Below are 24286 nucleotides of genomic sequence, written 5' to 3'. Positions count from 1 at the left end.
TCCACCGGCCGGAAGCGCGCCCGAGGGCGCTGCGCCGTACCCTCGTCGTGAGTAGGGGGTATGGCGTGGAGGAGAGCCCGTTCGGTCGCTACCGGCTGCTCGAATTGCTCGGCGCAGGCGGGATGGGGCAGGTGTTCCGGGCCTACGACACCGGGACGAACCGGGTCGTGGCGCTCAAGGTGCTGCCGCCGGGACTGGCGCACGATCCGGTGTACCGGGCGCGGTTCCGCAGGGAGGCGCAGGCGGCGGCGCGGCTGAACGAACCGCATGTCGTTCCCATTCACGACTACGGGGAGATCGACGGGCGGCTGTTCCTGGACATGCGGCTGGTCGAGGGTGTGGATCTGGGTTCCCGGCTCGCGGCCGAAGGGGCGCTGTCCCCGGAACTGGCGGTGTCCTGCACGACACAGATCGCGGCCGCGCTGGATGCGGCGCATCGGGCCGGGCTGGTGCATCGGGATGTGAAGCCGTCCAACATCCTCACCACCGCGGACGATTTCGCCTACCTCATCGACTTCGGTATCGCACGCGGCGGCGATGACACCGGGCTCACCAGCGCCGGCGCGGCGGTCGGGACCTTCGCCTATATGGCGCCCGAGCGGCTCGAGCACGGCGGCTGCGACGCCCGGGCCGATGTCTACTCGCTGGCCTGTGTGCTCTACGAATGCCTGACCGGTTCGAAACCGTTTCCCGGTGGCAGCGTCGAACGCCAGATCGCCGCGCATCTCGCGACGCCGCCGCCGCGGCCGTCGGTCGCGCACGGCCGGATTCCGGTGGCCTTCGACGAGGTGATCGCGAGCGGGATGGCCAAGGATCCGCGGGAGCGGTATCCGTCGGCAGGTGTGCTGGCCACCGCCGCGCGGGCGGCCTTGCGCGGCACCGACCTCCCGACCGTCCCGGCGATTCCGATGGCGGCGGGAAGCGCTGCCGCGCAGTTCGATTCGCAGTCCACCCGGGAGGTGACCGAGCCCGCGGGCCCCGCGGCGCAACCGGTGAAGTTCCGCTCGCCCGCACCCGATCCGGCCCGCCGGTCGCTGAGCGCGCTCGTCTGGGCGGCCTCGATCGCGGTGGCGGCGCTGGTCGCGGTGACGCTGGTGACCACTCAGCTGCGCCACGGCGGGAACAATGCGGCGACTCCCCCGTCGGCGGGCGCGAGCAGCGTCACGTCGGGCACCGCCCAGAATTCCGCGACGCCGACGAACTCGCTGCTCAACCCGTCCTCGATCCCGGCCCCGATATCGGCGAACACGATGTCGGACTACATCCGGCAGCACTACTCGCTGCTGCCGGGCAATACGATGGCGGCCTGGACCTGGCTGACCACGCGGTACCAGGGTGAGATCGGCGGCTACGACGCGTACCGAAGCTTCTGGGGCACAGTCGATTCCGTCACGGTCTGGGATGTCACCGCGGATCCGGCGCAGCTGACGGTGACCTACCGCCTCACCTTGCGCTATACCGACGGCCGGAGCGGGACCGAGCTGCGGCGGGCGCAGCTGGTCCCGCTCGGCGGGGGCTATCTGATCGACGGTTCGAACGTGGTGTCGTGACTATTTCGGTTCGCGCCCAACCTGTTTCAGGGCGAGGCGCAGCGCGAATTCGATTTGGGCGTTGATGCTGCGGAGGTCGTCGGCGGCCCACTTGGCGATGGCTTCGTGGACCGCCGGATCGAGCCGGAGCAGCACCTTTTTCGGCTCGCGCTTGACCATCAGGAGTAGAGGGTTCCGGCGTTGACGACAGGTGCGGCGGAGCGGTCGCCGCAGAGGACCACCAGCAGGTTGGACACCATTGCCGCCTTGCGCTCCTCATCGAGTTCGACCACCCCCTGGTCGGCCAGTCGGTCCAGGGCCATGCCGACCATACCGACCGCGCCCTCGACGATGCGGCTGCGGGCGGCGACCACCTGGGCGGCCTGCTGGCGGACCAGCATGGCCTGGGCGATCTCCGGCGCGTAGGCGAGGTGGGTGATGCGGGCCTCGATGATCTCGATGCCGGCCAGTTCGGTGCGGGCGCGCAGTTCGGTGGTGAGCTCGCCGGCCACCTCGGACCCGTCCCGCAGGCTGGCGGTGTTCGCGTCGTCGGACTGGTACGGGTGGGTGGTGGCCAGGTGCCGGACCGCGGTCTCGGACTGGGTGCGGACGAAGTCCTCGTAGTCGTCGACGGCGAAGGCGGCCTTGTAGCTGTCGACCACCTGGTACACGACCACGGCCGCGATCTCGACCGGGTTGCCGTCCAGATCGTTGACCTTCAGCTTCTGCGTTTCGAAGTTCCGGACCCGCAGCGAGATGCCGCGGCGGCTGGACAGCGGGGTGACCCAGTGGAAACCGGATTCGCTGACCGAGCCGATGTACTGGCCGAAGAACTGGATCACCTTGGCCTGGTTGGGATTCACCACGATGAACCCGCTCGCCGCCAGCACCGCGGCCAGGAGCGTGACGGCCAGCGCCACACCCAGGACGGTCGGCGAACCGCCATCGCCGCCCCTGGTGTTCAGCGTGTGCGCCTCGACGGCGATCGCGATGATCAGCAGTATCAGGACCCCCAGCATGAGGAATCCGTTCAGCCGGAAGGCTCGACGCAACTCCATGACACTCTCCTAGTATCGAAGTGATATCACGACGATAGCGCGCAAGCACGCCCGAGCCAAGCCCGGAAACGCGGCTCGCCCCGCCACGGTCAGGTGTGGCGGGGCGAGCGCGCGCGGATCCGATGCGGTCAGTGGGGACGAATATTGCGGTTGTTGCGGAACAGGTTTGCCGAGTCGTACTTCGCCTTCAGACCCGACAGCCGGTCGTAGGTGGCGGCGCTGTATCCCGCCCGGGTCTGTTCCTCATCGGCCCGATCGCCGCCGCCGTAGAGGAAGTTCAGGTTCTGGCCGAGCGTCCAGGGCTGCAGGGTCTTCAGCACGAGCGACAGCCGGTCGTCGATCTGGTCCGCGTTATCCGGGTTCGGCATGGTCAGGATGCGGGCGATGTACTCGGCGTCGCGGTGGTCCATGGCGATGCCGTTCGGCCCTGGGCGGCCCAGCGCGCCGCCCAGGTGGCGCAGCCCGGCGATCACCGGCACCGGCGACTCGGGACCGGTGGCCTCCAGGAAGGCGTCGGTGGCGTCAGCGGGCAGGTCGGACAGCAGCGCGTTGGTGGCCAGGTACGGGTGCGGGTGTTCCGGATCCCGGTAGATGGCATGGCTTTCCGTGTACGGCATGACCCGCAGGTCGTCGGCCATCCGCGCACCGACCGCGCGCAGCGGGGCGACCAGGCGCTCGCCCTCCTCGGCGGAACCGGTGAACGCGATATTGATGGTCGCGACGTACCGGCCGCGCAGGTGCGGCGGGAATGCCGGAATGTCGGGGAAGGTCATCATGGTGATGGCCGAGGTCATCTGCTCGGGCATGTCCCGGGTCCACAGTCGCCACGCTTCCAGTGCGGTCGCGACCAGTGGGGTGTCGAATTGCAGCTGGCCGCCGTACACCGTGGTGATCGGCAGCAGTGCCAGCTCCAGTGTGGTGACCACCCCGAAGTTGCCGCCGGTGCCGAGCACCGCGCCGAACAGCTCGTCGCCGGGCTCCAGCCGGCGCAGCCGGCCGTCGGCGGTGACGATCTCGATACCGCGCACATGCTCTGCGGCATAACCGAATTCGCGGGCCAGGATGCCGATGCCGCCACCCAGGGTGTAGCCGACCACGCCGACCGAGAGCGACGAGCCGTTCAGCGGCGCGAGACCGTGCGCGGCGGCCGCCTCGATCAGGGCTCCGGCCTGGACGCCCGCCGCCACCCGGGCGGTCCGGGCGCCGGCGTCGATGCGGATGTCGGTCATGCGGCGGGTGGTGATGAGCACGCCGCCGTCGGTGGCGACCGACAGGCCGTGGCCGGTGTTCTGCACGGCGACCGGAAGGCCGTGGCGCGCCGCGTATTCCACGGCGGCACGGACATCCTCGGCGTGGGCCGCGCCCACGACCACGGCGGGACGGTGGGTGTAAGCGGTTTGGAATCCGGCGATCTCGGCGTCGTAGCCGGAGTCGCCGGGCTGGAAGACGGGGCCGGTGGTGGCGGGCAGTTCGGTGATCGCTGTCTTCGTCATGTCACCAACTCTGCTCGGCTCCGATCAAGAACTCCAACAGATAGTTTTTCTCGTAGCTAGAATCAGCAGTTATGGAGCTGCGTCAGCTGCGGTACTTCGTGACGGTCGCCGAGGAGGCCAACTTCACCCGGGCGGCGGCCCGTCTACACCTGGCGCAGCCGGGGCTCAGCGCGCAGATCCGGCAGCTGGAACGCGAACTGGGACAACCGCTTCTGGACCGTTCCAGCCGCTCGGTCACGCTCACCCCGGTCGGCGAGGCGGTGCTGCCACTGGCCCGGGCGGCCCTGGATCAGGTCGAGCGCATCACCCACACGGTGGACGAATTCACCGGTCTGCTGCGGGGGCACGTGCGGGTCGGACTGATCTCCGGCGCGGCGGGCGAGGAGATCGACATCGCCGCGGTGCTCGCCGACTTCCACCGCGATCATCCGCAGATCGGCATCTCCCTGACCGAGGACACCTCCGACGCGATGTACGGCGCGGTCCGCCGCGGCGACCTGGATATCGGCCTGCTCAGCATTTCCGCCGACCTGGACCCGGGCATCAGCGTCGAGAACATCTACGACAGCACCATTGTCGCGGCGGTTCCGTCGGCCGCCGCCGGCTTCGGCGAGCGGATCACGCTGTCCGAGTTGTGCGAACACCCGCTGATCTGCCTGCCGGCCGGGACCGGCCTGCGCGGCCTGCTCGAAACAGCGTGCGCCGCAGCGTGTCTCGTACCGAACGTGGCCTTCGAGGCGGCCGCTCCCCCGTTACTGATCCGGCTGGCCGCACACGAGCTGGGAGTCGCGATCGTGCCCCGGATTCCCCCGGCCGACGCGGCCCGGCTGGGGGTCCGCACGCTCGAGATCGATCCCCCGATGCGCGGCCGGCTGGTGCTGGCCTGGAATGCCGAGCGGCCCATGAGCCCGGCCGCGAAAGTCCTGCTCGGCCAACTTCGTATCGCGCTGGCGCGCTGGAAGGATCCGGCGCCGATGTTCGTCAAGCCCTAGCAGTTGGTCAGGCCCTGGCCGCAAACACCGCCCGCAATCCACCGCCCCGGATCGCCTGGACACCGACCAGCACCAGCAGCACCACACCGGTCACGATGTGCTCGACGGCATCGCTGCGGTGAGGTAGTCGTATCGGACCCCATGTCGCTGCCTCCCACAGTGCGACCGCATGTCCACTACACAATGTAGTTTAGTTGGCGGCCACCGTAAGGCCCATCACATAGTTACCTAAACTTCCCCATTGCGGACATAGATAGGGATGTTTAAGGTAGTTTTCGTGACAGATCGTCTGTACTCCGTCGACGAGGTAGCCGAGCGCCTCGGCCTGCATGTCCGCACCGTCCGCGGCTACGTGCGGGACGGGAAGCTACCCGCCACCCGCATCGGCAAGCAGTACCGCGTCGCCGCCACCGATCTGGCGGCCTTCACCGGCCTGCCCGAGCACGGCAGCCCGCGCGAATCGGTTGCCCGGCACCGGCATTCGGAAGCGTCGACCATCATCGAGGTCGACGCCGTGGATCCCGGCACCGCCGACCGGGTCAGCACCCTGCTGACCGGCGCGGCAGCGACCCGGGGACCGGACGGACAGCCCCTGCGGATCCAGACCTTCCACGACCGCGAACGCGCCCGCCTGAAGGTCATTCTCGTCGGCGGCCTGGGTGATACCGCCCGGCTGCTCGAATACATGGAAGGAGTCCTCGCGTCGTGAACGCGATCTACAAATCCGAGGCCGGCCGCGCCGCCATCCAGGCCCGCTACCGGGATGTCCTGCGGCAGTGGCCGGTTCCCGCGGAGCAGCTGCACCTGGCGACCAGCGAGGGCGACACCTTCGTGCTCGCGTCCGGCCCGCAGGACGCCCCGCCGGTGATCCTGCTGCACGGCTCCGGCTCCAACAATTCCGCCTGGCGCGGCGATATCGCCTCCTGGGCACGGGATTTCCGGGTCTACGCGGTCGACCTGCCCGGCGAACCCGGTGGCAGCACCGAATCGCGCCCGGCTCTCGGCTCCGAGGCGCTCGCCCAGTGGCTCGACGATGTCCTTGCGGGCCTTCAGCTTTCGTCCGCGAGCTTCGTCGGCATGTCACTGGGCGGCTGGATCGCGCTGGACTACGCCGTCCGCCGGCCCGACCGCGTCACGAAGCTGGCCCTGCTGTGCCCCGGCGGCATCGGCAAGCAGCGCTTCGGCTGGATCTTCAAGAACCTGGTCGACCACCTGTTCAGCAGTCACGACCTGCGCCGCTCCGCGGCCATTGTCACCGGCCTGAACCTGACCGACCACGCGGAGATCCTGGACGATGTGACCCTCACGTTCACGCACTTCACTCCGCGCACGGGCAAGCTGCCGATCTTCACCGACGACCAGCTGCGCAGCCTCACGATGCCGGTCCTGGTGATCGTCGGCGCAGACGACGTCATGTTCAAGTCCGCCGACACCGCGCGCCGCGCAACGCAATCCATCCCGGACGCGACCACCCTGGTCCTCCCCGGCGTCGGCCACGCCATCCTCGGCCAGACCGCCCCCATCGAGGAGTTCCTCCGGAAATAACACGATCAGGGAGCTGTCACCGCGGGGAATTCGGGTGAATTCCGCCCGGACAGCTCCCTGATCGTGTTGTGCGCCTACAGAATGCGCGACAGGAACGCCTTGGTCCGGTCGTGCTGGGGGTTGGCGAGCACCTCGCGCGGGTTGCCCGCCTCGACGACGACACCGCCGTCCATGAAGACCAGCTGATCGGCCACCTCACGGGCGAAGCCCATCTCGTGGGTCACCACGATCATGGTCATGCCGGATGCCGCGAGTTCTCGCATGACACCGAGGACCTCGCCCACGAGCTCGGGGTCCAGCGCCGAGGTGGGCTCGTCGAAGAGCATGAGCTTGGGGTCCATGGCAAGGGCACGCGCGATGGCCACGCGCTGCTGCTGACCGCCGGAGAGCTGGGCGGGGTAGGCATCGGCCTTGTCCGCCAACCCGACTCGGTCCAGCAGCTCCCGGGCCCGGGCGACCGCGGCGGGCCGCTTGAGCTTCTTGACCTGGGTCGGCGCTTCGATGATGTTCTCCAGCGCCGTGCGGTGCGGGAACAGATTGAAGTGCTGGAAGACCATGCCGATGTCGCGGCGCTGCTTGGCGGCATCGCGCGGGTGCAGCTCGTAGAGCTTGCCGTTCTTCTCGCGGTAGCCGACCAGATCGCCGTCCACATAGAGCCGTCCGGCGTTCACCTGCTCGAGGTGGTTGATGCAGCGCAGGAAGGTCGACTTGCCGGAGCCGGACGGGCCGATCAGGCACAGCACCTCACCGCGCTTCACCTCCAGCGTGATGCCCTTGAGCACCTGCAGCGCGCCGAAGTTCTTGCACACCCGGTCGGCCCGCACCATCGGCACCGCCGACGGCGGCAGCGCGTCCTCGACCAGCGGCGACGGATCCTTGGAGAACGACATCGAGTCGTCGGACATGTCCGCGGTCACCTCACCGATCCGGGGCCCTGCGCCTGGGCCAAGGCGCGCAACTGCTTTGCGGTCAACTGCCGCGAACTACCCCGCGAGTAGTACCGCTCCAGGTAGTACTGGCCGATCATGAGCACGCTCGTGATGAGCAGGTACCAGGTGGCGGCCACCAGCAGCAGCGGAATCGGCTGGAAGTTGATGCTGTAGATGTCGCGGGCCCGGCCGTAGAGGTCGGTGGTGAGCGGGATGGCCGTCACCAGCGACGTGGTCTTCAGCATGGAGATCAGCTCGTTGCCGGTGGGCGGGATGATCACCCGCATGGCCTGCGGCAGCACCGTGCGGGTCATGGTCTGCGACCACGACATGCCCAGCGCCACCGACGCCTCGCGCTGCCCCTCGCCCACGGAATTGATCCCGGCGCGGACGATTTCGGCCATGTAGGCCGCCTCGTTGAGCCCCAGGCCGATCATGGCGAAGAAGAACGGCGCGGACCAGTGCTGCACATCGAAGTGCGTCAGCGACGGCCCGAACGGCACGCCCACGGTCACCGTCTTGTACAGCGACGGGAACAGACCCCAGAACACCAGCTGCACATAGACCGGCGTCCCGCGGAAGATCCACAGGTACGCCCACGCCACCGAGCGCAGCACCGGATTGGGCGACAGCCGCATGACCGCCAGCAACACGCCCAGCACCACGCCGATCACCATGGCCAGCACGGTCAGTTCCAGAGTGACCAACGCGCCCTTGGCGATTCGCTTGTCACCCAGGTACTTGAAGTAGGTGTCCCAGTGGTACGCCTCGTTGGTCTTGGCGCCCCACACGAACAGGGCCAGGGCAATCAGAATGATCGCGGCGGCGATCCACCGGCCCGGCCGTCGCAGCGGAATCGCTTTGATCGGCTCGGGCTCGGTGCTCGCGACCGCCGACGCAGCCGAGGCTGCGGAATTGGTCTCGTCCTGCGACATAATTCTTTAGCTCGTCGCCCCGTTGATGCCCGACTTGGTGATCGCGCCCTCCTGGACACCCCAGTTCTCGGCGATCTTCTTGTACTGCCCGTTGTCCATCAGATACTGCACGGCTTCCTGCAGCACCGGCGCGAGCGGCGAGCTCTTCTTGACCGGCCAGCCGTAGGGCGCGGAGTCGAAGATCTTGCCGGCCGCCTCGATCTTGTCGCCGGCCTGCTTGATGGCGTACGCGGTCACCGGGGAGTCGGCGGACATGGCGTCGACCTGACCCTGCACCAGCGCGTTGGCGGCGGCGGACTGCTCGTCGTAGGCGACCTTCTGGATCTCCGGCTTGCCCGCGTCGGTGCAGGCCTTGGACTTGGCCGGGATCTCGTCGGTGTCCTGAACGGTGGTGCGCTGCACCGCGACTCGTTTGCCGCAGGCATTGTTCGGGTCGACCGGCTTGCCCTTCTGCTGGGCCCACTGGCTGCCCGCGGAGAAGTAGTCGACGAAGTCGGCGGTGGCCTCGCGCTCCTTGTTGTCGGTGAAGGAGGACATGCCGAGATTGAAGGTGCCCGCCTCGATGGAGGGGATGATCTTCTCGAAGTCGGCTTCCTTGTAGTCGGCCGACAGGCCCAGCACCTTGGCGACCGCGTCCATCAGATCGACGTCGAAGCCGACGATCTTGCCGCTGCTCGGATCCCGGTACTCGTTGGGCTGATAGGGCACGTTCACACCGACGATCAGCTTGCCGGAGGACTTGATGTCGGCGGGCACCTTGGCGGCGATGGTGTCGACCTTGGCCACGTCGACCTTGGCCACATCGGGGCCGCTGGTCTCGGAATTGCTGGTACACGCGGTCAGTGCGAGAGCGCCACCGGCGACGACGACAGCGGCCCGCAGGACACGCCCGCGAAGAGAGTTACGAACAGACACAGCAGTCCTCCACAGTTCGGGTGCGCGACATCCGGGCGTCGCCCGCCGTTTGAAATGTAAGCGAGTGACACCGTCCGTGTCGGTCGGTAACCGAACATTAATCGGCGACACGCCATCGCGTGGCCGAACACGCCCGGTCCCGGAAGTGCGCGCTCACCAGCGGTGCAGCCGGGCGCGCACCTGCTCGGTGAATTCGGAGGTAGAGGCTAGCCCACCCAAATCAGACGTCGCAACACCGGCCCGCAACGTATCCGCAACCGCGTGTTCCACCCGGTCGCCCACCCGCCACAGGGCGCCGTAGCGCGGGGTCCGGCTCATCCAGCGCAACATGCCCGCGGCGGAGTTGAACAGCGCCACCGGATTCGCGCGATTGCGCCCGGCCAGCGTGGGGGCCGCGCCGTGCACGGCCTGCGCCATGATCTGCGTGTCCGAACAGTTCACCGACGCCGCCATCCCGAGCGAACCGCTCAACTCCCCCGCCAGATCGGAAAGGATGTCGCCGAAGAGGTTTTCGGTGACGATCACGTCGTAGTCCTGGGGCGCGCGGACCAGATGCGCGGCCGCGGCGTCGACGTGCTCGTCGCCGACCTCGATGTCGGGATACTGCGCAGCCACCTCGTAGCAGACGTCGCGGAACATGCCCATGGTCATGGGCAGCACGTTCGCCTTGTGCACGATGGTCACCTTCTTGGAGCGCTCACTCGCGATCTCGAAACTCAGGTGCGCGATGCGCTCGATCGCCGGGCGGGTGAACACGCCGACGGCCAGCGCCACATCCGGCGACGGCTGGAATTCGCCGGAGCCCGCGGCCATATTGCGGTCGGCGTAGAGGCCCTCGGTGTTCTCGCGCAGGATCAGCAGATCCATGGCCGGGGCGACCGAGCGCACGCCCTCGAGGGTGCGGGCCGGGCGGATATTGGCGTAGAGCCCGAAGCGTTTCCGCACCGCGCCCGCCGGCGGCAGGCCGGTGCGGTGCTCGGGCGCGTAGGAGGCGCTGTCGTGCGGGCCCATGATCCAGGCGTCCAGTTCGGCCAGCCCGTCGAGGGTCTGCTCGGGTACCGGGTTGCCGTACTGCTCGATCGCCGCGTGTCCCAGCGGCAGCGTCACCCATTCCACCGGCGGCAGACCCGTGGCCCGGAAGGCGTCGTCGACCACATCCCGGGTGGCGCGCACGATTTCCGGGCCGATGCCGTCACCCTCCAACAGGCCCAGGCGTACTCGAGTGTCGCTGTCGCTCATGGGAGCCATCCTCGCGCAACCCCCACGGCGGCCGCGCTCCGGCACACGGCCGCGCATGTTTCGAGATCTCGGCGTAGGTTCGGGACACCATGGTGCAATCGGTGGAACTGGTGCTCGACGTGACGGCCGAGGCCGAGGTGCGGCGGCAGTGGGCGCTGCTGCGCGAAATCGGATTGCACGCGCCCGGGCCCGAGCACCGGCCGCACATCACCCTCGCGGTCGCCTCCGAGATCTGGCCGCGACTCGATAAAGCCTTGGCGCGCCAGGAGTTTCGGCCCTTTCCGATCCGGCTGGGCGGACTGCTGGTGTTCGGCGCACGCACGCCCATTCTGGTCCGGGCCGTGGTGCCCTCCGCACCACTGATCGCCCTGCAGCACAGGCTGTTCCGCGTCATCGAGGAGTGCCCGGGCATTCCCGCCAACGTGCGCCCGGACATCTGGACGCCGCACGTCACGCTCGCGCGGCGGCTGCGGCCGGGACAACTCGAGGCGGCGCTCGACACGGTGGCCTGGGACAAGGACTTCCGGGCTACCGTAGAGGGCGTCCGGCGATGGGACGGTGACCGGCGTGACGAGTGGCCCATTTCCGGGACCGAACGACTCTGAACGACCGACCGGCCGATCACCCAGGGAAGATAACCAGCGGGCCCCGTGTTGGACCGGGGGACATCGATACGAGAGGAAACCATGGCCACCCAGACCCTGACCGAGCAGAACTTCGACGAGGTAGTCACCGGCAACGACGTCGTTCTCGTCGACTTCTGGGCATCGTGGTGCGGCCCGTGCCGCAGCTTCGCCCCGACCTTCGAGAAGTCGTCGGAGACGCACCCCGACGTGGTGCACGGCAAGGTGGACACCGAAGACCAGCAGGGCCTGGCCGCCGCCGCCAATATCCGCTCGATCCCGACGATCATGGCCTTCCGCGAGGGCGTGCTCGTCTTCGCCCAGCCCGGCGCGCTGCCCCCGGCCGCCCTCGAGGACCTGGTCACCCAGGTGAAGGCCCTCGACATGGACGAGGTCCGCAAGCAGATCGCCGAACAAGAGTCGAAGTAGGCCGCGCACCTGGCGAACTCAGCGCCGCAACCCCGGAAGGAGTTGCGGCGCTTGGCTTTTCAGCCGACATCCCACGGCTTTTCAGCCGGCACCTCACGCAGCCCGGCCCCGCTGCCTCAGCAGCGGGGCCGGGTTCCTGCTTCGCTCAGAAGTGCGAACCGAGCCGGTTGATGCCGGCGATCATGGCGCGGATGGTGGATTCGGCCGGATCGTCGGCGAGGGCGGCGCCCCAGCCGCGGCGGCCGTTGAACTCGCACTGGATGAAGGTGGCCATGCCGTCCGCGGTGCGGCGCTGGTGGAACGCGAGGATCTCCACCGGGTAGCCCTCGTCGTAGAGGGCCGAGGTCAGCGCCGCCACCGGGCTGCCCGTCGCCACGACGGTGCGCAGGTGATCGGCGATCTCCAGGGTGGCGGTGCCGGCGCGGTGGCCGATCGGGGTCCAGTCGCTGAGCTTGACCGGGCCCGTCGGGGCGCAGTACCGGTCGTGGAACTCGGCGGGGGTCAGGCCGATGCACTCGGTCCGCAGACTCGCGGGGGCAGCGGCGATGAACGCGGCGGTATCAATGGTGATGGTCATTGAACTAGGTCTTCCCGACTTCTTCCGAAGAAAGTGACAGAGGGGACCAGCAAGAAAAGTTCATTCGGCCGCAGCGAGGGGCCGGTCCGAATCAGACCCCGCTACGGCGGAGAACTACGAGTACGCGCGCGCCAGCCACACTCGCGGTGAGCGAAATGAGCGCGGCGCGGTCGCGGTCGGCGACATCGAGCGCTGCGCTGCGGCTGTAGGCGGGATTCGGCACGGGGTCGAGCATAGGGGGACACCCTCGCAATGGCAACCATATTCGCAATCGACCCATGAGTAACTTCGCCGCAGGTCACCGGATGTGCGACGGGCGCCACACCGGCCCGTGAAAGCGCGCGAGCAAACACCATGGGGCCCGTAGACATCCGATACGTGAACATGCCCAGCTCACGGCAATTCCGACAAGGCGTACACGCGGTGGCGCGCACGGAAATCGCAGTGCCGGATCGGGCTCACGGATGAGAACTGCCCGCACCGAAGTCCGGTGCGGGCAGTCCGCGTGTCGCGCGACTCGCAGGCGCGTGTCGAGTTTCTAGTGCGCGGCCGAATCCCAGCTGCGGCCCACGCCCACCGAGACCTCGAGCGGCACCGAGAGTTCGATGGCATTGGACATGTGCTCGCGCGCAAGCGATTCCAGTTGCTCACGCTCGCCGGGAGCGACCTCGAAGACGAGTTCGTCGTGAATCTGCAACAGCATCCGGGACTTCAGCCCGGCCGCCCGGATCGCCTGCTGGGTGTCGATCATGGCGACCTTGATGATGTCGGCGGCCGTGCCCTGGATGGGGGCGTTGAGGGCCATCCGCTCGGCGGCCTCGCGACGCTGCCGGTTGCTGGAGTCCAGATCCGGCAGATAGCGGCGGCGGCCGAAGAGGGTCTCGGTGTAGCCGATCTTGCGGGCCTGCTCGACGGCGTCGCGCAGATAGTCGCGGATGGCGCCGAAACGGTTGAAGTAGATGTCCATCTGGACCTTGGCCTCGTCGGCGCTGATCTTCAACTGCTGGGACAGGCCGTAGGCGGACAGGCCGTAGGCCAGGCCGTACGACATGGCCTTGATGCGGCGGCGCAGTTCCGGATCCACCTCGGAGATGGGGATGTCGAAGGCCTTGGAGGCGACGAAGTTGTGCAGGTCCTCGCCGGAGTTGAAGGCCTCGATCAGGCCCTCGTCCTTGGAGAGGTGGGCCATGATCCGCATTTCGATCTGGCTGTAGTCGGCGGTCATCAGCGACTCGTAGCCCGCGCCCACCACGAAGGTGTCGCGGATGCGGCGGCCCATATCGGTGCGGATCGGGATGTTCTGCAGGTTGGGCTCGGTCGAGGAGAGCCGGCCCGTGGCCGCGACCGTCTGATTGAAGGTGGTGTGGATGCGCCCGTCGTCGGCGACCGATTTGAGCAGCCCGTCCACGGTCACCTTCAGCCGGGTGGCGTCGCGGTGCTCGAGCAGGTGCTGCAGGAACGGGTGCTGGGTCTTCTCGTAGAGACCCTCGAGCGCGTCGGCGTCGGTGGTGTAGCCGGTCTTGGTGCGCTTGGTCTTCGGCATGTCGAGCTCGTCGAACAGCACCACCTGCAGCTGCTTGGGCGAGCCCAGGTTGATCTGCCTGCCGATTTCACCGTAGGCGGCGTTCGCGGCGTCGGCGACGCGGTCGGCGAAGTCTCGCTGCAGCTCTTCCAGCTTGGCCGTGTCGACGGCGATGCCCGCGGCCTCCAGATCGGCCAGCACGCTCAGCAGCGGGAGTTCCATATCGCCCAGCAGGGCGGTGGACTCGATGCGCTCGAGTTCGGTGTCGAAGGCGTCGGCGAGGTCGGAAACCGCACGGGCGCGCAGCATCTGGGCATTGGCGACCTCGGCGTCGACCTGCTCCTCGTCGTCGAGCAGCGACAGCTGGCTCTCGCCGACATTGTCGACGCGCAACTCCCGGCTCAGGTAGCGCAGCGACAGGTCTTCCAGGTTGAAGGTGCGCTGGCCGGGCAGGATCAGGTAGGCGGCCAGCGCGGTGTCGCTGGTGAGCCCGCCCAGCTGCCAGCCGCGGCCGCGCAGCGCGTGCATGGCGGTCTTGGCCTCGTGCAACGCCTTCGGGATCTCGGCGTCGGCGAGCCAGGCGCCCAGCGCCTTCTCGTCCTCCGGGGTGAGGGTGTGCACGTCGATGTAGGCGCCCTCGCCGTCGGCGGCGGCGAGCGCGATGGCCTGGGTGTCGCCGTTATTCGGCGAGCCGGTGCCGACCACGGAAACACCGTGCCGCACACCGGTTCCGGCGTGCTCGGCCAGCCAGTCCGCGACCGTACCGGCCGCGAGGGTGCTGCCGCTGATCTCGAAACCGGCCTCGGCCTCGGGTTCCACCGGGGCCAGGGTGTCGAAGAGGCGATCGCGCAGGACGCGGAACTCCAGCTCGTCGAACAGGCGGTGGATCTTCTCCCGGTCCCACGGCTGCACGGCCAGCTGCTCCGGGGTATAGGGCAGCGGCACGTCCTTCACCATCTCGGTGAGCTGACGGTTGAGCACGACGCTGGACAGGTTGGCGCGCAACGCGTCTCCGACCTTGCCCTTGACCTTGTCCACCTGGTCGACCAGCGTGGCCAGATCACCGTATTCGCGCACCCACTTGGCGGCGGTCTTCTCCCCCACACCCGGGATGCCGGGCAGGTTGTCGCTCGGGTCGCCGCGCAGCGCCGCGAAGTCCGGATACTGCTGCGGGGTGAGCCCGTACTTCTCCTCCACCGCCGCCGGGGTGAACCGGGTCAGCTCGGAGACGCCCTTCTTCGGGTAGAGGACGGTGACGTTGTCATTGACCAGCTGCAGCGAATCGCGGTCACCGGTCACGATGAGCACCCGGAATCCCTCGGGCACGGCCTGCGTGGTGAGGGTGGCGATCAGATCGTCCGCCTCATATCCCTCGATGGCCATCACCGGAATCCCCAATGCCCCCAGCACTTCCTGGGTGGTCTCCACCTGGCCCCGGAACTCGTCGGGCGTGCTGATCCGGTTCGCCTTGTACTCGGGGAACGCCTCGGTCCGGAAGGTCTTCCGGCTCACGTCGAACGCCGCCGCCACATGCGTGGGCTTCTCGTCCCGCAGCAGATTGATCAGCATCGCCGTGAACCCGTACACGGCATTGGTGGTCTGCCCACTCTGCGTCTTGAAGTTCTCCGCCGGCAGCGCGTAGAACGCGCGATAGGCCAGCGAATGCCCATCCAGCAGCAGCAGGGTCGGCTGCTCCCCGGACGCAGATGCGGGCACAACACCAGGACGCTGATCAGTAGAGGCAGGGGTCACCCGACAGAGTCTAGGTATCCCCTCCGACATCCGTGGGCAGCGGGCATACTCGGCCCGTCGCCGCAGGTCAGCAAAACCGATTTCATCGCGGCGGGGCTACCTGGTAGCGTATGCCCTCGCCAAGGGGTGTAGCTCAATTGGCAGAGCAGCCGTCTCCAAAGCGGCAGGTTGCAGGTTCGATTCCTGTCGCCCCTGCAGAGGGCTTCGGGCCGGTCACCGGAAGGTGACCGGCCCGAATGCTTTTCGGGGCCGGGGCGTCAGCCGACGCCGAGGTAGGCGGACTTGACGGCGGGGTCGTGCAGGAGGGCCCGGCCGCCGCCGGTTTTGGTGACCTCGCCGGTTTCCAGGATGTAGGCGCGGTCGCTGCGGGTCAGCGCCTGCTGGGCGTTCTGCTCGACCAGCAGGACCGTGGTGCCCTGGGCGTTGATGTCGGCGATGATGCGGAAGATCTGCTGGATCACCATGGGGGCCAAGCCCATCGACGGCTCGTCCAGCAGCAGCAGCTGGGGGCGGGCCATAAGGGCGCGGCCGATGGCCAGCATCTGCTGCTCGCCGCCGGAGAGGGTGCCGCCCACCTGGCGCCGGCGTTCGAGCAGTCGCGGGAACAGCTCGTAGACCCAGTCCAGGGTGTGGGTGTAGTCGGCCTTGGCCTTGAACGGTCGTGCGTGGCAACCCATGTCGAGGTTTTCCTGGACCGTCATGCCGGGGAAGACGCCGCGGCCCTCGGGGGCCTGGATCAGGCCGGCCACGACGCGTTCGTGGGCCTTCATGCGGGTGATGTCGCGGCCCTGGAACATGATGCGGCCGCGGGAGAGCGGCAGCAGGCCGGACAGGGCACGCATGGTGGTGGTCTTGCCCGCGCCATTGGCGCCCAGCAGGGTCACCAGCTCGCCCTGGCCGACCGACAGCGAGATGCCGTGCAGGGCTTGGATTCTGCCGTAGTTGACCACCATGTCCTCGACCGTCAGCAGGGGCTGATCGGACGGGGTTTCCGGTATGTCCGGCACCAGGATGGGGTTGATCGGGTCCGGAATCGGTTGTGCGCCAGGCTTGCCCGGGTCCAGCTCCGCGCCGGCGTCCGGCGCGGCCGCGGCCTGCTCGACGCCGGCGTCCGCGGCCTCCGCCTCGTCGGGCACGCCCAGATACGCATTGATCACCGCCGGGTCCTGGCGGATCTGGTCGGGCAGCCCGTCGGCGATCTTGCGGCCGAACTCGAGCACCACGATGCGGTCGGTCACGCCCATGACCAGCCGCATGTCGTGCTCGATGAGCAGCACGGTGTAGCCGTCGTCGCGGATCTTGCGGATCAGATCCATGAGCGCCGACTTCTCGCTCGGGTTGAAGCCGGCGGCAGGCTCGTCCAGGCACAGCAGTTTCGGTTCCGTCGCCAGCGCGCGGGCGATCTCCAGGCGGCGCTGATCGCCGTAGGAGAGGTTGCGCGCCTTCTCCACCGCGTGTGCGGCGATGCCGACGAATTCCAGGAGCGCCATGCCTCTTTCGAGCGAGTCGCGCTCCTCGCTCCGATGCCGGGCGGTGCGGAAGATGGCGCCCGGGACCGAGGTCCGGTGCCGGGCGTCCGCGCCCACCACCACGTTCTCCAGCGCGGTCATCTCGCCGAAGAGCCGGATGTTCTGGAAGGTGCGCGCGATACCCAGGCGGGTGATCTCGTTGCGCTTGGTCTTGGTGAGCGGCTTGCCGTCGAAGTAGACGGTGCCGCCGGACGGCCGGTACACGCCGGAGATGGCGTTGAAGCAGGTCGTCTTGCCCGCGCCATTGGGTCCGATGAGCCCGAGGATCTCGCCGCGGCGGATCTCGAAGCTCACGGCGTCCAGCGCGGTGAGACCGCCGAACTTCACCGTCAGCCCGTCGGTGCGCAGCAGCGGCGCGCCGATCGCGGTCTCGATCTCCCGGTGCGGCGCAACGACTTCCGCGACCACATCGTGGTCCTTGTAGACCGGCAGCACCTCGGTCACGTCCAGCGTGCCCGCGCTGGGTTCGACCTCCGGCGTCGCGTACCCGGCCGCCATGTCCTCGTTGTCGAAGAGCGCGTCGCCCGGCCCCGTCATTGCCCCGCTCCCGTCGCCTGCGCGGCCACCGGCCGTCGCACCGCCCGATACACCTGCCGCCCGTAGGCGAGCAGTTTCTGCCGAGCCGGGAACAGACCCTGCGGCCGGAAGATCATCACCACCACCAGCGTGAGTCCGAAGAACAGATACTTGTAATCGCCCAGCGACTGCCCGCCCACATTCACCGACATGAACCGGTTGGGCAGGTACACGATCAGGAACGCGCCGACGATCACGCCGAGCTTGTTGCCCTGGCCGCCCAGCACCACCGCGCACAGGAACAGCATCGAGTTGATGACATTGAATCCGGCCGGGTTGATGAACTGCACCTGGCCTGCGTACAGCGCGCCGGACAGGCCGCCGATGGCCGCGCCGATGGTGAAGGCCCACAGTTTGAACTTGAAGGTGGGCACGCCCATGATCTCGGCGGCGTCCTCGTCCTCGCGGATGGCCACCCAAGCGCGGCCGACACGGCTGCGCTCGAGATTGCCGACCAGCATCAGCACGCCGACCACCAGCACGATGCCGAGCCAGTACCACCAGGTGCCGGAGTTGGCCCGGTCCAAGGGATTCCAGCTGCTGGTATCGCCCAGGTTGCCGGAGGAGAAATAGCCGCCGGGGTGAGTGTCCGACTCACCTAGCTTCGGATACTGGATCCGCGACAGCCCGAGGCTGCCATTGGTGATCTCGGGCAGATTGTCGGCCAGCAGCCGCACGATCTCACCGAAGCCGAGGGTCACGATGGCGAGGTAGTCGCCACGCAGGCGCAGGGTGGGCGTGCCCAGGATCAGGCCGGAGATGGCCGTCAGCAGGATCGCGATGGGCACACACGCCAGCCATGCCCACTTGGGGTCGAGGAAGCCGCCGTTGGTCTGATTCCACGGGCTGTTCGGGCTGGTGAGCAGACCCACCGAATACGCGCCGACCGCGTAGAAGCCGACATATCCCAGGTCGAGCAGACCCGCCTGTCCCACAACCACATTCAGGCCGATGGCGATGAGGGCGTACATGGCGAACTGCGCCATCACCCCGCCGAAGCTGGTGCCGGGGGTGTCCAGCAGCGGCAGCTTGAACAGCGGCAGCACGGCCAGCACGATGACCGCCGGTACGCCGAACGCCCACTGCGCGGGACGGGACAGCCCGCCCCACCAGTTGCGGATGGCGTCGCCGACGCCCCGTCCGGCGGGCGAATGCTGCGGCACGGGGGCCGGTTTCGTCGTCGTCATGCCCGCGCCCTCCCCAGGCTCTCGCCCAGAATGCCGGTCGGGCGAATCATCAGCACGCCGACCAGCACCACGAAGGCCACCACATCACGCCACTGCGTGCCGAACAGGATCTGCCCGTAATCCTCGGCCAGACCCAGCAGCAGGCCGCCGAGCAGCGCGCCGCGCAGATTGCCGATGCCGCCCAGTACCGCGGCGCTGAACGCCTTGATGCCCAGAATGAATCCGCCGTTGTAGATGATGCCGTTGGGGATCTTGAGCGTGTACAGCAGCGCGGCCGCACCCGCGAGCACGCCGCCGATGAGAAACGTCAGCATGATGACCCGCTCCCGGGAGACGCCCATCAGCGTGGCGGTATCGGGATCCTGCGCCACCGCGCGAATGCTGCGGCCGAATTTCGTTTTATTGATGAGCAATTCGGTGGTGAGCGCCAGCGCGATCGCCGCCAGCACGATCACCAGCGAGATATTCGTGACCGAAGCGCCGAAGATCTGGAACTGCTCGGTGGGCTTCACCAGCACGATCGGCTGCTGCGCATTGGTGCCGCCGAGCTTGTTGCCGGTCAGCTTCGGCAGCACGTAGTGCACGAATTCCTGCAGTACGAACGACATTCCGATCGCGGTGATCAGGAAGATCAGCGGTTTCGCGCCGCGTTTGCGCAGCGGGCGGTACGCGACCCGCTCCAGGCCCACCGCGGCCGCGCCGGAGACCAGCATGCCGAAGACCATGGCGGCGCCGAGATAGATGACGGTCGAGACGACGCCCTGGGAATACACATCGCCACTGGCGGCGAATCCGAAGACCATCAGCCCGACCAGCTGGCCGAACATGCCCAGCATGAAAACTTCCGAATGGGCGAAATTGATCAGGCGCAACACACCGTAGACCAGTGTGTATCCGACCGCGACCAGGGCATAGATCGAACCGTAGGTCAAACCTTCGACGGTCAGCCGCCAGAATTGGTCGACTACGCCGGAGACATTGAATTCGATGGAACTGCTCGCAAGGAGGGTCACATCGGCCAGAGCGGGTGCAGACATTCGTTACTTTCGCCGTCCGAGGAAAACAGCGTGCGCCGAAACGATTCGGCACACGCTGTTCCGAATAGTGAGTGCTACTTGACCTGGTACATCCAGATCAAAGCGTTCGCCAATTCACCGGTGGGGCCCCACTTGTATTCGCGGGCCAGGCCCTGGCCGTCGTAGTTCCGCACGAAATCGACCAGATCGGGGCGGGTGACCTTACCGGCCTCGATGCCCTTGAGCACGATGGTGGTCAGGTCGTAGCCCTCGGTCGAATAGGTGCCCGGGTCATAGTTGTTGAATGCCTTGTAGGCGGTGGTGAACTTGTCCGTCGCCGGGCCACACGGGCACGACAGCAGCGCGTCCTTCGAGGCATTGCCCGCCTGCTTGACGAATTCGACGTCCTTGGTGCCGTCGTCGGAGATGAAGGTCGCGGTCACGCCGCCATTGCGCAGCTGGCTGACCAGCGGGGACGCCTCGGCGTAGTAGCCGGCGTAGAAGATGCCGTCCGGCTTGGCCGAGGCCATCTTGGACACCGTCGCGGAGAAGTCCTTGTCCTTCTGCTTCACGTTGGCCGCGCAGCTCGGGTCGGCGATCGAGCCCAGGCCCTCGGTGACGGTCTTGGCCAGGCCGGTGCCGTAGTCCGAGTCGTCGGCGATGACGCAGATCTTCTTGAACTTGCCGGTGCCCTTGAGGTATCCGGCCACGGCCGGACCCTGGATGCCATCGTTGCCCAGGCCACGGAAGAAGTTGTTCCAGCCGTTGGTGGTGAGGGTGACGTTGGTGGCCGACGGCGTCAGCGACAGCAGATTGGCCTGGTTGAGGATCGCGCCGGTCGCCTTGGTCTCGCCGGAGAAGGTCGGGCCGATCAGGGCCACGATCGACGGATCGCTGACGATGGTCGGGATGACCTGGGTGGCCTTCTGCGGGTCGCCCTCGGTGTCGAATTCCTTGACCGTCACCTGGCAGCCCGGGTTGGCCTTGTTGTGCTGGTCCAGCGCCAGTTTCACGCCGCGGATGATGTTCAGGCCGAGGTTGGCGTTGTCACCGGTCAGCGGGCCCGCCATCGCGATCGTCTGGGGTGCGCATTTCCCCTTGCCGTCGCCGGCCGGATCCGCGGCCGCGCTGGTGTCCTTCGCCGGAACTTCCTTGCCCTGGCCATCCACCTGTACGAGCGGCTGAATGGTCAGATTCGAGCCACCACCCGAATTATCCGTTGATTTGCTACTGCATCCCGCCGACGCCAGAGCGAGTACGGCCGCCGCTCCGATGACCACCGCTCGCGCCGTGCGACTGCGTCGCAGGGACGACGTGCGCGTCAATGAACCAAGCACGATTCACCTCATGTTCTGTGCTCCCCCGGGGTGACCGAGGAGGGCCGCCCCATCGATCGGCCCGTCCAGAACATAGCCCCGCCACGTTAGCTCCGCATCACATTCGAATCATCCATGTGACATCGCAACAAAAGCAGAAGGCCCTGCTGTTACCGCACTGTTAATTCCTCCAGTGCATTAGCGGCAACAGCAGGGCGACGACGCGGCAAATGCGGCTTACTTCGGCGCGAGGTTCTCCAGCACCACTTCCGCGACCGCCTTCATGGTGGTGCGACGATCCATGGCCGTGCGCTGAATCCACTTGAACGCCTGCGGCTCGGACAGCCCCTGGGTCTGCATCAGCACACCCTTGGCACGCTCGACCAGCTTGCGGGTCTCGAGCCGGTCGGTCAGATTCGCGACCTCGCTCTCGAGCGCCGCGATCTCATGGAATCGCGACGCGGCCAATTCGATGGCCGGCACCAGATCCGACTTGGTGAACGGCTTCACCAGGTACGCCATCGCGCCCGCGTCGCGCGCCCGCTCCACCAGATCGCGCTGGCTGAAGGCGGTCAGGATGACCACCGGCGCAACGCGTTTCGACGCGATCTCGGCCGCCGCGTCGATGCCGTCCCGACGCGGCATCTTCACGTCCATGATCACCAGATCCGGCCGCAGCTCCTCGGCGAGATCCACGGCCTGCTGACCGTCTCCCGCCTCACCCACCACGTGATAGCCCTCCTCCGAGAGCATCTCCACCAGGTCCATCCGGATGAGCGCCTCGTCCTCGGCAACCACCACCCGCTTGGGGGCGGACGCTGCAGCGTCCTTCTTCGAACCGCCCCCTGCTGTCGTTCCCATAGATGAACCCCTGTCGCTTCCGAATACCGATAACCCGATGCCACCTCGCCTTGCGCCACCCTCGCAGGACCAGCACGCATCGAGTCACCCCAAAGAGTACCGTTCACCCGCCCCCACAACCCACGTACCCAGCGCAAACCGACCAGTATCACAACCCGGCAGTCCCCCGACCCCCTCGATTAGTCTCTTCTCCCCTCCACCCGCTATCATTTCTTCCCGGTGCGCCGGGTTGGCGGAACTGGCAGACGCGACGGTCTCAAAAACCGTTGTCCGAAAGGACGTGTGGGTTCGAGTCCCACACTCGGCACCAAGGTCAAGGGCTGTTCCGGAGATATCCGGGACGGCCCTTCTTTCATGCGGTCCGCAATTGGTCCGCAGCAGCTTGCGCGCCCGCATCCATTCCCGCCGCTACAGTATCCAGATCATCCGGGAACAGGTGACCGTACAAGCCCAAGGTCAGCATCGCCGTCTTGTGCCCGAGCATCCGTTGCACAACTTCGATATTCGCCCCCGCACTGATCGCTAACGAGGCAGCCGTGTGCCGAAGGCCATGCGGCACGACACCTTTCAGCCCCACCTCGGTCAGTGCCCGATCGAAGATCCAGCGGAACTCCGTCGAGGTGAGATACCCGAGTGGGCACGGTTCATTGATCCCGCCTACTTCTTCGGCGAGGCCGCGGTTTGCTTCCGTGACCTCAAGCAACCCACCGAGATCGAGCGGTTTGCGGATCTATCGATCCAAGCGTGTCTCGAGCAACGCCGCGCCCGGCGAGGTGGCCTCAGCCAAGCTGCCGTCGCAATGAGCCTTGTACAACGCAACGAGATCGAAGCCGCTGCCGAGCGCGCGAAAATCGTTGTGCACCTGACATCCTCGGTCAACTCGCCCCGGTGCCTCGAAGCGGTGACCGACCTTCAGAAGACCCTCAAGCCATTCGGCACGTTACCCGCCGTCCAGGAGTTCAACACGGAAGCCTTGCAGCTACTCGGTCTCGCCGCCTAGCCGCAACGACATGCAGGTGAGTGGGTGGCCGCGGCGTCGGTAATGGGACAGCCGGGCTTGACACTGGCGGAGCAGATCGCGGACATGATCAAGACGAGCATCCTGCCGGACTATCAGCCGGGTGATCAGGTTAGGGCCGCCGTCGATTGGCCGACTTCAATGAGGTGGCCGTCGGGATCACGGATATAGGCTCGGATTTCGTAAGGGTGGTCGACCGGTTCGGTCAGAAAATCCGCACCTCGGGCGGCCCACTCGCGCTGCGACCGGTAGATGTCGGCGACGCGGATGTTGAGGAACGCGCTGACCGTATCGGGGTCTTGCGGCGTGGTGAGGGTTACGGTTGGTTTGTCCGCTGTCGGACCGCCGCCGTCGTTGAGGATCAGCCAGGTGTTGGCCAACTGCAGGATGACGGGGTCACGGTCATGCACGACCTGGGCGCCGAACACAGTCCGGTAGTAGTCGCGCGATCTGTCCTGGTCAGAGACGACGAGGAAATGGGTGACCACGAAACCGTCGCGCGGGGGAAACTCGAACTGTTGTGCAGTAGTCATGGGTGGCCTCCTCTAGCTTGCAGCTCGGGGTGCACTCACAATCTCGACCAATGCATAGTACCTGACCTGGTATGCAACGACATTCAGGTGACTCGGTGACCGAGCATCTTCACCCCGATCACGGCTGAGACTTGCACGGCCAGAATGAGCCCGGGCAGAGGTCCCAGCCGCTCCCGTCTCCACGGTCATTCCTGGCCCGCGATACCGTCGCTTTGCCTAATTTAGCTAGACAGACTCAAGAGCGGCGCGCATGCGCGCGCCGCCCCGCGCTACGACACGCCACGGGCACTCGTCGCTACGCTCCTCGCACCCGGCGCGTCGGCACGTTGCGGCACACGCCAGCACGCCGCAAGGGTGTCTGAAACGCTCTCCAGGCCAAGAACTTCCGCGAAGGGATGAGGAAGACAGGATCAGGGAAGGGAGCTCCCCCCGACTCCTCCTGGACGTGCGAGCCCCAGCCGATCAGGTGAGGATGCCCAGTCGATCCCACCTCACCGAATCGAGTGCCCGGCACATTCCCGAGGTGAATCATCCTGCGGTTGGGTGTCTCCCCCTTCCCCATGGCCCGATTGTCTCGCTCCAGGAGGACTAGGCAGGGCCCCAGATCGAGCGATCAGCGGCAGAATAGTGCGTTCAGCAGCAAAGTGGAACCGCTGCTGCCTCGCGCTACCAATCTCGGCGCACCGCGGCCTTGGGGCCAGCCACCAAGCTC

The 24286-nt window shown here is 67.1% G+C and carries 24 protein-coding genes, 2 tRNA genes and 1 pseudogene; 9 read left to right on the top strand and 18 right to left on the bottom strand.

What is annotated here, in order from left to right; genetic code table 11:
• Nucleotides 1-47: 47 nt before the first annotated feature.
• A complete protein-coding gene (locus ACFXN1_RS44695; RefSeq protein WP_379443832.1) occupies nt 48-1550 on the top strand; it encodes a protein kinase in 1503 nt (500 codons plus the stop codon).
• On the opposite strand, the gene ACFXN1_RS44690 is transcribed toward ACFXN1_RS44695, so the two are convergent.
• The 3 genes from ACFXN1_RS44690 to ACFXN1_RS44680 form a co-directional block, all read right to left on the bottom strand.
• Nucleotides 1551-1709, bottom strand: a complete 159-nt coding sequence (locus ACFXN1_RS44690) for a hypothetical protein (RefSeq protein ID WP_196054659.1) — start codon at nt 1707-1709, stop codon at nt 1551-1553.
• Nucleotides 1709-2587: an SPFH domain-containing protein gene (locus ACFXN1_RS44685; RefSeq protein WP_379402169.1), complete on the bottom strand. Its 879-nt coding sequence runs from the start codon at nt 2585-2587 to the stop codon at nt 1709-1711. The genes ACFXN1_RS44690 and ACFXN1_RS44685 overlap by 1 nt, the downstream gene beginning before the upstream one ends.
• 128 nt (nt 2588-2715) lie before the next feature.
• A complete protein-coding gene (locus tag ACFXN1_RS44680; RefSeq protein WP_379443834.1) occupies nt 2716-4080 on the bottom strand; it encodes an FAD-binding oxidoreductase in 1365 nt (454 codons plus the stop codon).
• A gap of 71 nt (nt 4081-4151) precedes the next feature.
• On the opposite strand from ACFXN1_RS44680, the gene ACFXN1_RS44675 reads away from it, so the two are divergent.
• The 3 genes from ACFXN1_RS44675 to ACFXN1_RS44665 all read left to right on the top strand — a co-directional run bounded on the left by ACFXN1_RS44675 (nt 4152) and on the right by ACFXN1_RS44665 (nt 6617).
• Nucleotides 4152-5072: a LysR family transcriptional regulator gene (locus tag ACFXN1_RS44675; RefSeq protein WP_379443836.1), complete on the top strand. Its 921-nt coding sequence runs from the start codon at nt 4152-4154 to the stop codon at nt 5070-5072.
• A gap of 277 nt (nt 5073-5349) precedes the next feature.
• Nucleotides 5350-5781 carry a helix-turn-helix domain-containing protein gene (locus ACFXN1_RS44670; protein WP_379443838.1) on the top strand — a complete coding sequence of 144 codons (432 nt, stop codon included), beginning with the start codon at nt 5350-5352 and terminating at the stop codon, nt 5779-5781.
• Nucleotides 5778-6617 (top strand): alpha/beta fold hydrolase, encoded by an 840-nt coding sequence (locus ACFXN1_RS44665; protein ID WP_379402164.1) that lies wholly within the window; start codon nt 5778-5780, stop codon nt 6615-6617. The genes ACFXN1_RS44670 and ACFXN1_RS44665 overlap by 4 nt, the downstream gene beginning before the upstream one ends.
• 74 nt (nt 6618-6691) lie before the next feature.
• Here ACFXN1_RS44665 and ACFXN1_RS44660 read toward each other — a convergent pair whose 3' ends face one another.
• The 4 genes from ACFXN1_RS44660 to ACFXN1_RS44645 form a co-directional block, all read right to left on the bottom strand.
• Nucleotides 6692-7444 carry an amino acid ABC transporter ATP-binding protein gene (locus ACFXN1_RS44660; protein ID WP_379443847.1) on the bottom strand — a complete coding sequence of 251 codons (753 nt, stop codon included), beginning with the start codon at nt 7442-7444 and terminating at the stop codon, nt 6692-6694.
• Between the two features lie 86 nt (nt 7445-7530).
• Nucleotides 7531-8481 carry an amino acid ABC transporter permease gene (locus ACFXN1_RS44655; protein ID WP_379443840.1) on the bottom strand — a complete coding sequence of 317 codons (951 nt, stop codon included), beginning with the start codon at nt 8479-8481 and terminating at the stop codon, nt 7531-7533.
• A gap of 6 nt (nt 8482-8487) precedes the next feature.
• Complete coding sequence (locus tag ACFXN1_RS44650) at nt 8488-9396, bottom strand: ABC transporter substrate-binding protein (protein ID WP_379402163.1); 909 nt, start codon at nt 9394-9396, stop codon at nt 8488-8490.
• A gap of 153 nt (nt 9397-9549) precedes the next feature.
• Entirely contained in the window at nt 9550-10635 is a 1086-nt protein-coding gene (locus tag ACFXN1_RS44645; protein WP_379402162.1) for an isocitrate/isopropylmalate dehydrogenase family protein, read from the bottom strand.
• 89 nt (nt 10636-10724) lie between these two features.
• Between ACFXN1_RS44645 and ACFXN1_RS44640 the strand changes: the two genes are divergently transcribed.
• Complete coding sequence (locus tag ACFXN1_RS44640) at nt 10725-11240, top strand: 2'-5' RNA ligase family protein (protein WP_379443842.1); 516 nt, start codon at nt 10725-10727, stop codon at nt 11238-11240.
• An 81-nt stretch (nt 11241-11321) separates the two neighbouring features.
• Entirely contained in the window at nt 11322-11687 is a 366-nt protein-coding gene (gene trxA / locus ACFXN1_RS44635) for a thioredoxin (RefSeq protein ID WP_120739276.1), read from the top strand.
• A 145-nt stretch (nt 11688-11832) separates the two neighbouring features.
• Here the strand turns inward: trxA and ACFXN1_RS44630 are convergent, their stop codons facing one another.
• The 3 genes from ACFXN1_RS44630 to polA form a co-directional block, all read right to left on the bottom strand.
• Nucleotides 11833-12264: a 2-keto-3-deoxygluconate kinase gene (locus tag ACFXN1_RS44630; RefSeq protein ID WP_379402160.1), complete on the bottom strand. Its 432-nt coding sequence runs from the start codon at nt 12262-12264 to the stop codon at nt 11833-11835.
• Between the two features lie 91 nt (nt 12265-12355).
• On the bottom strand, nt 12356-12499 hold the full coding sequence (locus ACFXN1_RS44625) for a hypothetical protein (RefSeq protein ID WP_379443844.1): 144 nt from the start codon (nt 12497-12499) through the stop codon (nt 12356-12358).
• A 303-nt stretch (nt 12500-12802) separates the two neighbouring features.
• A complete protein-coding gene (polA, locus tag ACFXN1_RS44620) occupies nt 12803-15538 on the bottom strand; it encodes a DNA polymerase I (protein WP_379443846.1) in 2736 nt (911 codons plus the stop codon).
• A gap of 122 nt (nt 15539-15660) precedes the next feature.
• Between polA and ACFXN1_RS44615 the strand changes: the two genes are divergently transcribed.
• Nucleotides 15661-15733: transfer RNA gene (locus ACFXN1_RS44615), tRNA-Trp, on the top strand.
• Between the two features lie 62 nt (nt 15734-15795).
• Here the strand turns inward: ACFXN1_RS44615 and ACFXN1_RS44610 are convergent.
• The 6 genes and pseudogenes from ACFXN1_RS44610 to ACFXN1_RS44585 form a co-directional block, all read right to left on the bottom strand.
• A complete protein-coding gene (locus ACFXN1_RS44610) occupies nt 15796-16491 on the bottom strand; it encodes an ABC transporter ATP-binding protein (RefSeq protein WP_364619648.1) in 696 nt (231 codons plus the stop codon).
• A gap of 111 nt (nt 16492-16602) precedes the next feature.
• Nucleotides 16603-17604, bottom strand: a pseudogene (locus ACFXN1_RS44605) (ABC transporter ATP-binding protein); the annotation flags it as partial.
• A complete protein-coding gene (locus ACFXN1_RS44600; protein WP_379402157.1) occupies nt 17601-18830 on the bottom strand; it encodes a branched-chain amino acid ABC transporter permease in 1230 nt (409 codons plus the stop codon). The gene ACFXN1_RS44600 and the pseudogene ACFXN1_RS44605, both read right to left, overlap by 4 nt.
• Entirely contained in the window at nt 18827-19867 is a 1041-nt protein-coding gene (locus tag ACFXN1_RS44595) for a branched-chain amino acid ABC transporter permease (RefSeq protein ID WP_354846087.1), read from the bottom strand. Before ACFXN1_RS44595 ends, ACFXN1_RS44600 begins: the two co-directional genes overlap by 4 nt.
• Before the next feature lie 74 nt (nt 19868-19941).
• Nucleotides 19942-21126, bottom strand: coding sequence for a branched-chain amino acid ABC transporter substrate-binding protein (locus tag ACFXN1_RS44590; protein WP_379463944.1), 1185 nt, complete (start codon nt 21124-21126; stop codon nt 19942-19944).
• A gap of 273 nt (nt 21127-21399) precedes the next feature.
• Nucleotides 21400-22023, bottom strand: a complete 624-nt coding sequence (locus ACFXN1_RS44585) for an ANTAR domain-containing response regulator (protein WP_213560578.1) — start codon at nt 22021-22023, stop codon at nt 21400-21402.
• A 223-nt stretch (nt 22024-22246) separates the two neighbouring features.
• Between ACFXN1_RS44585 and ACFXN1_RS44580 the strand changes: the two genes are divergently transcribed.
• Nucleotides 22247-22333: transfer RNA gene (locus tag ACFXN1_RS44580), tRNA-Leu, on the top strand.
• Nucleotides 22334-22375: 42 nt separating this feature from the next.
• Here ACFXN1_RS44580 and ACFXN1_RS44575 read toward each other — a convergent pair.
• Nucleotides 22376-22600 (bottom strand): tyrosine-type recombinase/integrase, encoded by a 225-nt coding sequence (locus ACFXN1_RS44575; RefSeq protein ID WP_379446337.1) that lies wholly within the window; start codon nt 22598-22600, stop codon nt 22376-22378.
• Here ACFXN1_RS44575 and ACFXN1_RS44570 point away from each other — a divergent pair.
• Entirely contained in the window at nt 22562-23023 is a 462-nt protein-coding gene (locus ACFXN1_RS44570; RefSeq protein WP_379446338.1) for a hypothetical protein, read from the top strand. The two genes, ACFXN1_RS44575 and ACFXN1_RS44570, sit on opposite strands and share 39 nt — an antisense overlap.
• A 125-nt stretch (nt 23024-23148) precedes the next feature.
• Here the strand turns inward: ACFXN1_RS44570 and ACFXN1_RS44565 are convergent, their stop codons facing one another.
• On the bottom strand, nt 23149-23574 hold the full coding sequence (locus tag ACFXN1_RS44565) for a VOC family protein (RefSeq protein ID WP_379402156.1): 426 nt from the start codon (nt 23572-23574) through the stop codon (nt 23149-23151).
• Nucleotides 23575-24286: the final 712 nt, after the last annotated feature.

Origin of the sequence: Nocardia sp. NPDC059154 (assembly GCF_042755705.1) — a bacterium.
Classification (GTDB): domain Bacteria; phylum Actinomycetota; class Actinomycetes; order Mycobacteriales; family Mycobacteriaceae; genus Nocardia.
Note: the sequence above shows the minus strand (reverse complement) of the source record. Positions and strands in the feature narration are given on the sequence as shown.

Excerpts from the sequence above, each read along its gene's own strand:
- ACFXN1_RS44625 (WP_379443844.1), bottom strand. The coding sequence starts at position 12,499 with ATGCTCGACCCCGTGCCGAATCCCGCCTACAGCCGCAGCGCAGCGCTC.
- ACFXN1_RS44565 (WP_379402156.1), bottom strand. The coding sequence starts at position 23,574 with ATGACTACTGCACAACAGTTCGAGTTTCCCCCGCGCGACGGTTTCGTG.
- trxA (WP_120739276.1), top strand. The coding sequence starts at position 11,322 with ATGGCCACCCAGACCCTGACCGAGCAGAACTTCGACGAGGTAGTCACC.
- ACFXN1_RS44675 (WP_379443836.1), top strand. The coding sequence starts at position 4,152 with ATGGAGCTGCGTCAGCTGCGGTACTTCGTGACGGTCGCCGAGGAGGCC.
- ACFXN1_RS44610 (WP_364619648.1), bottom strand. The coding sequence starts at position 16,491 with ATGGTGGTCAACTACGGCAGAATCCAAGCCCTGCACGGCATCTCGCTG.
- ACFXN1_RS44645 (WP_379402162.1), bottom strand. The coding sequence starts at position 10,635 with ATGAGCGACAGCGACACTCGAGTACGCCTGGGCCTGTTGGAGGGTGAC.
- ACFXN1_RS44690 (WP_196054659.1), bottom strand. The coding sequence starts at position 1,709 with ATGGTCAAGCGCGAGCCGAAAAAGGTGCTGCTCCGGCTCGATCCGGCG.
- ACFXN1_RS44600 (WP_379402157.1), bottom strand. The coding sequence starts at position 18,830 with ATGACGACGACGAAACCGGCCCCCGTGCCGCAGCATTCGCCCGCCGGA.
- ACFXN1_RS44585 (WP_213560578.1), bottom strand. The coding sequence starts at position 22,023 with ATGGGAACGACAGCAGGGGGCGGTTCGAAGAAGGACGCTGCAGCGTCC.
- ACFXN1_RS44595 (WP_354846087.1), bottom strand. The coding sequence starts at position 19,867 with ATGTCTGCACCCGCTCTGGCCGATGTGACCCTCCTTGCGAGCAGTTCC.
- ACFXN1_RS44660 (WP_379443847.1), bottom strand. The coding sequence starts at position 7,444 with ATGGTGCGGGCCGACCGGGTGTGCAAGAACTTCGGCGCGCTGCAGGTG.
- ACFXN1_RS44685 (WP_379402169.1), bottom strand. The coding sequence starts at position 2,587 with ATGGAGTTGCGTCGAGCCTTCCGGCTGAACGGATTCCTCATGCTGGGG.
- ACFXN1_RS44640 (WP_379443842.1), top strand. The coding sequence starts at position 10,725 with ATGGTGCAATCGGTGGAACTGGTGCTCGACGTGACGGCCGAGGCCGAG.
- ACFXN1_RS44655 (WP_379443840.1), bottom strand. The coding sequence starts at position 8,481 with ATGTCGCAGGACGAGACCAATTCCGCAGCCTCGGCTGCGTCGGCGGTC.
- ACFXN1_RS44630 (WP_379402160.1), bottom strand. The coding sequence starts at position 12,264 with ATGACCATCACCATTGATACCGCCGCGTTCATCGCCGCTGCCCCCGCG.
- ACFXN1_RS44680 (WP_379443834.1), bottom strand. The coding sequence starts at position 4,080 with ATGACGAAGACAGCGATCACCGAACTGCCCGCCACCACCGGCCCCGTC.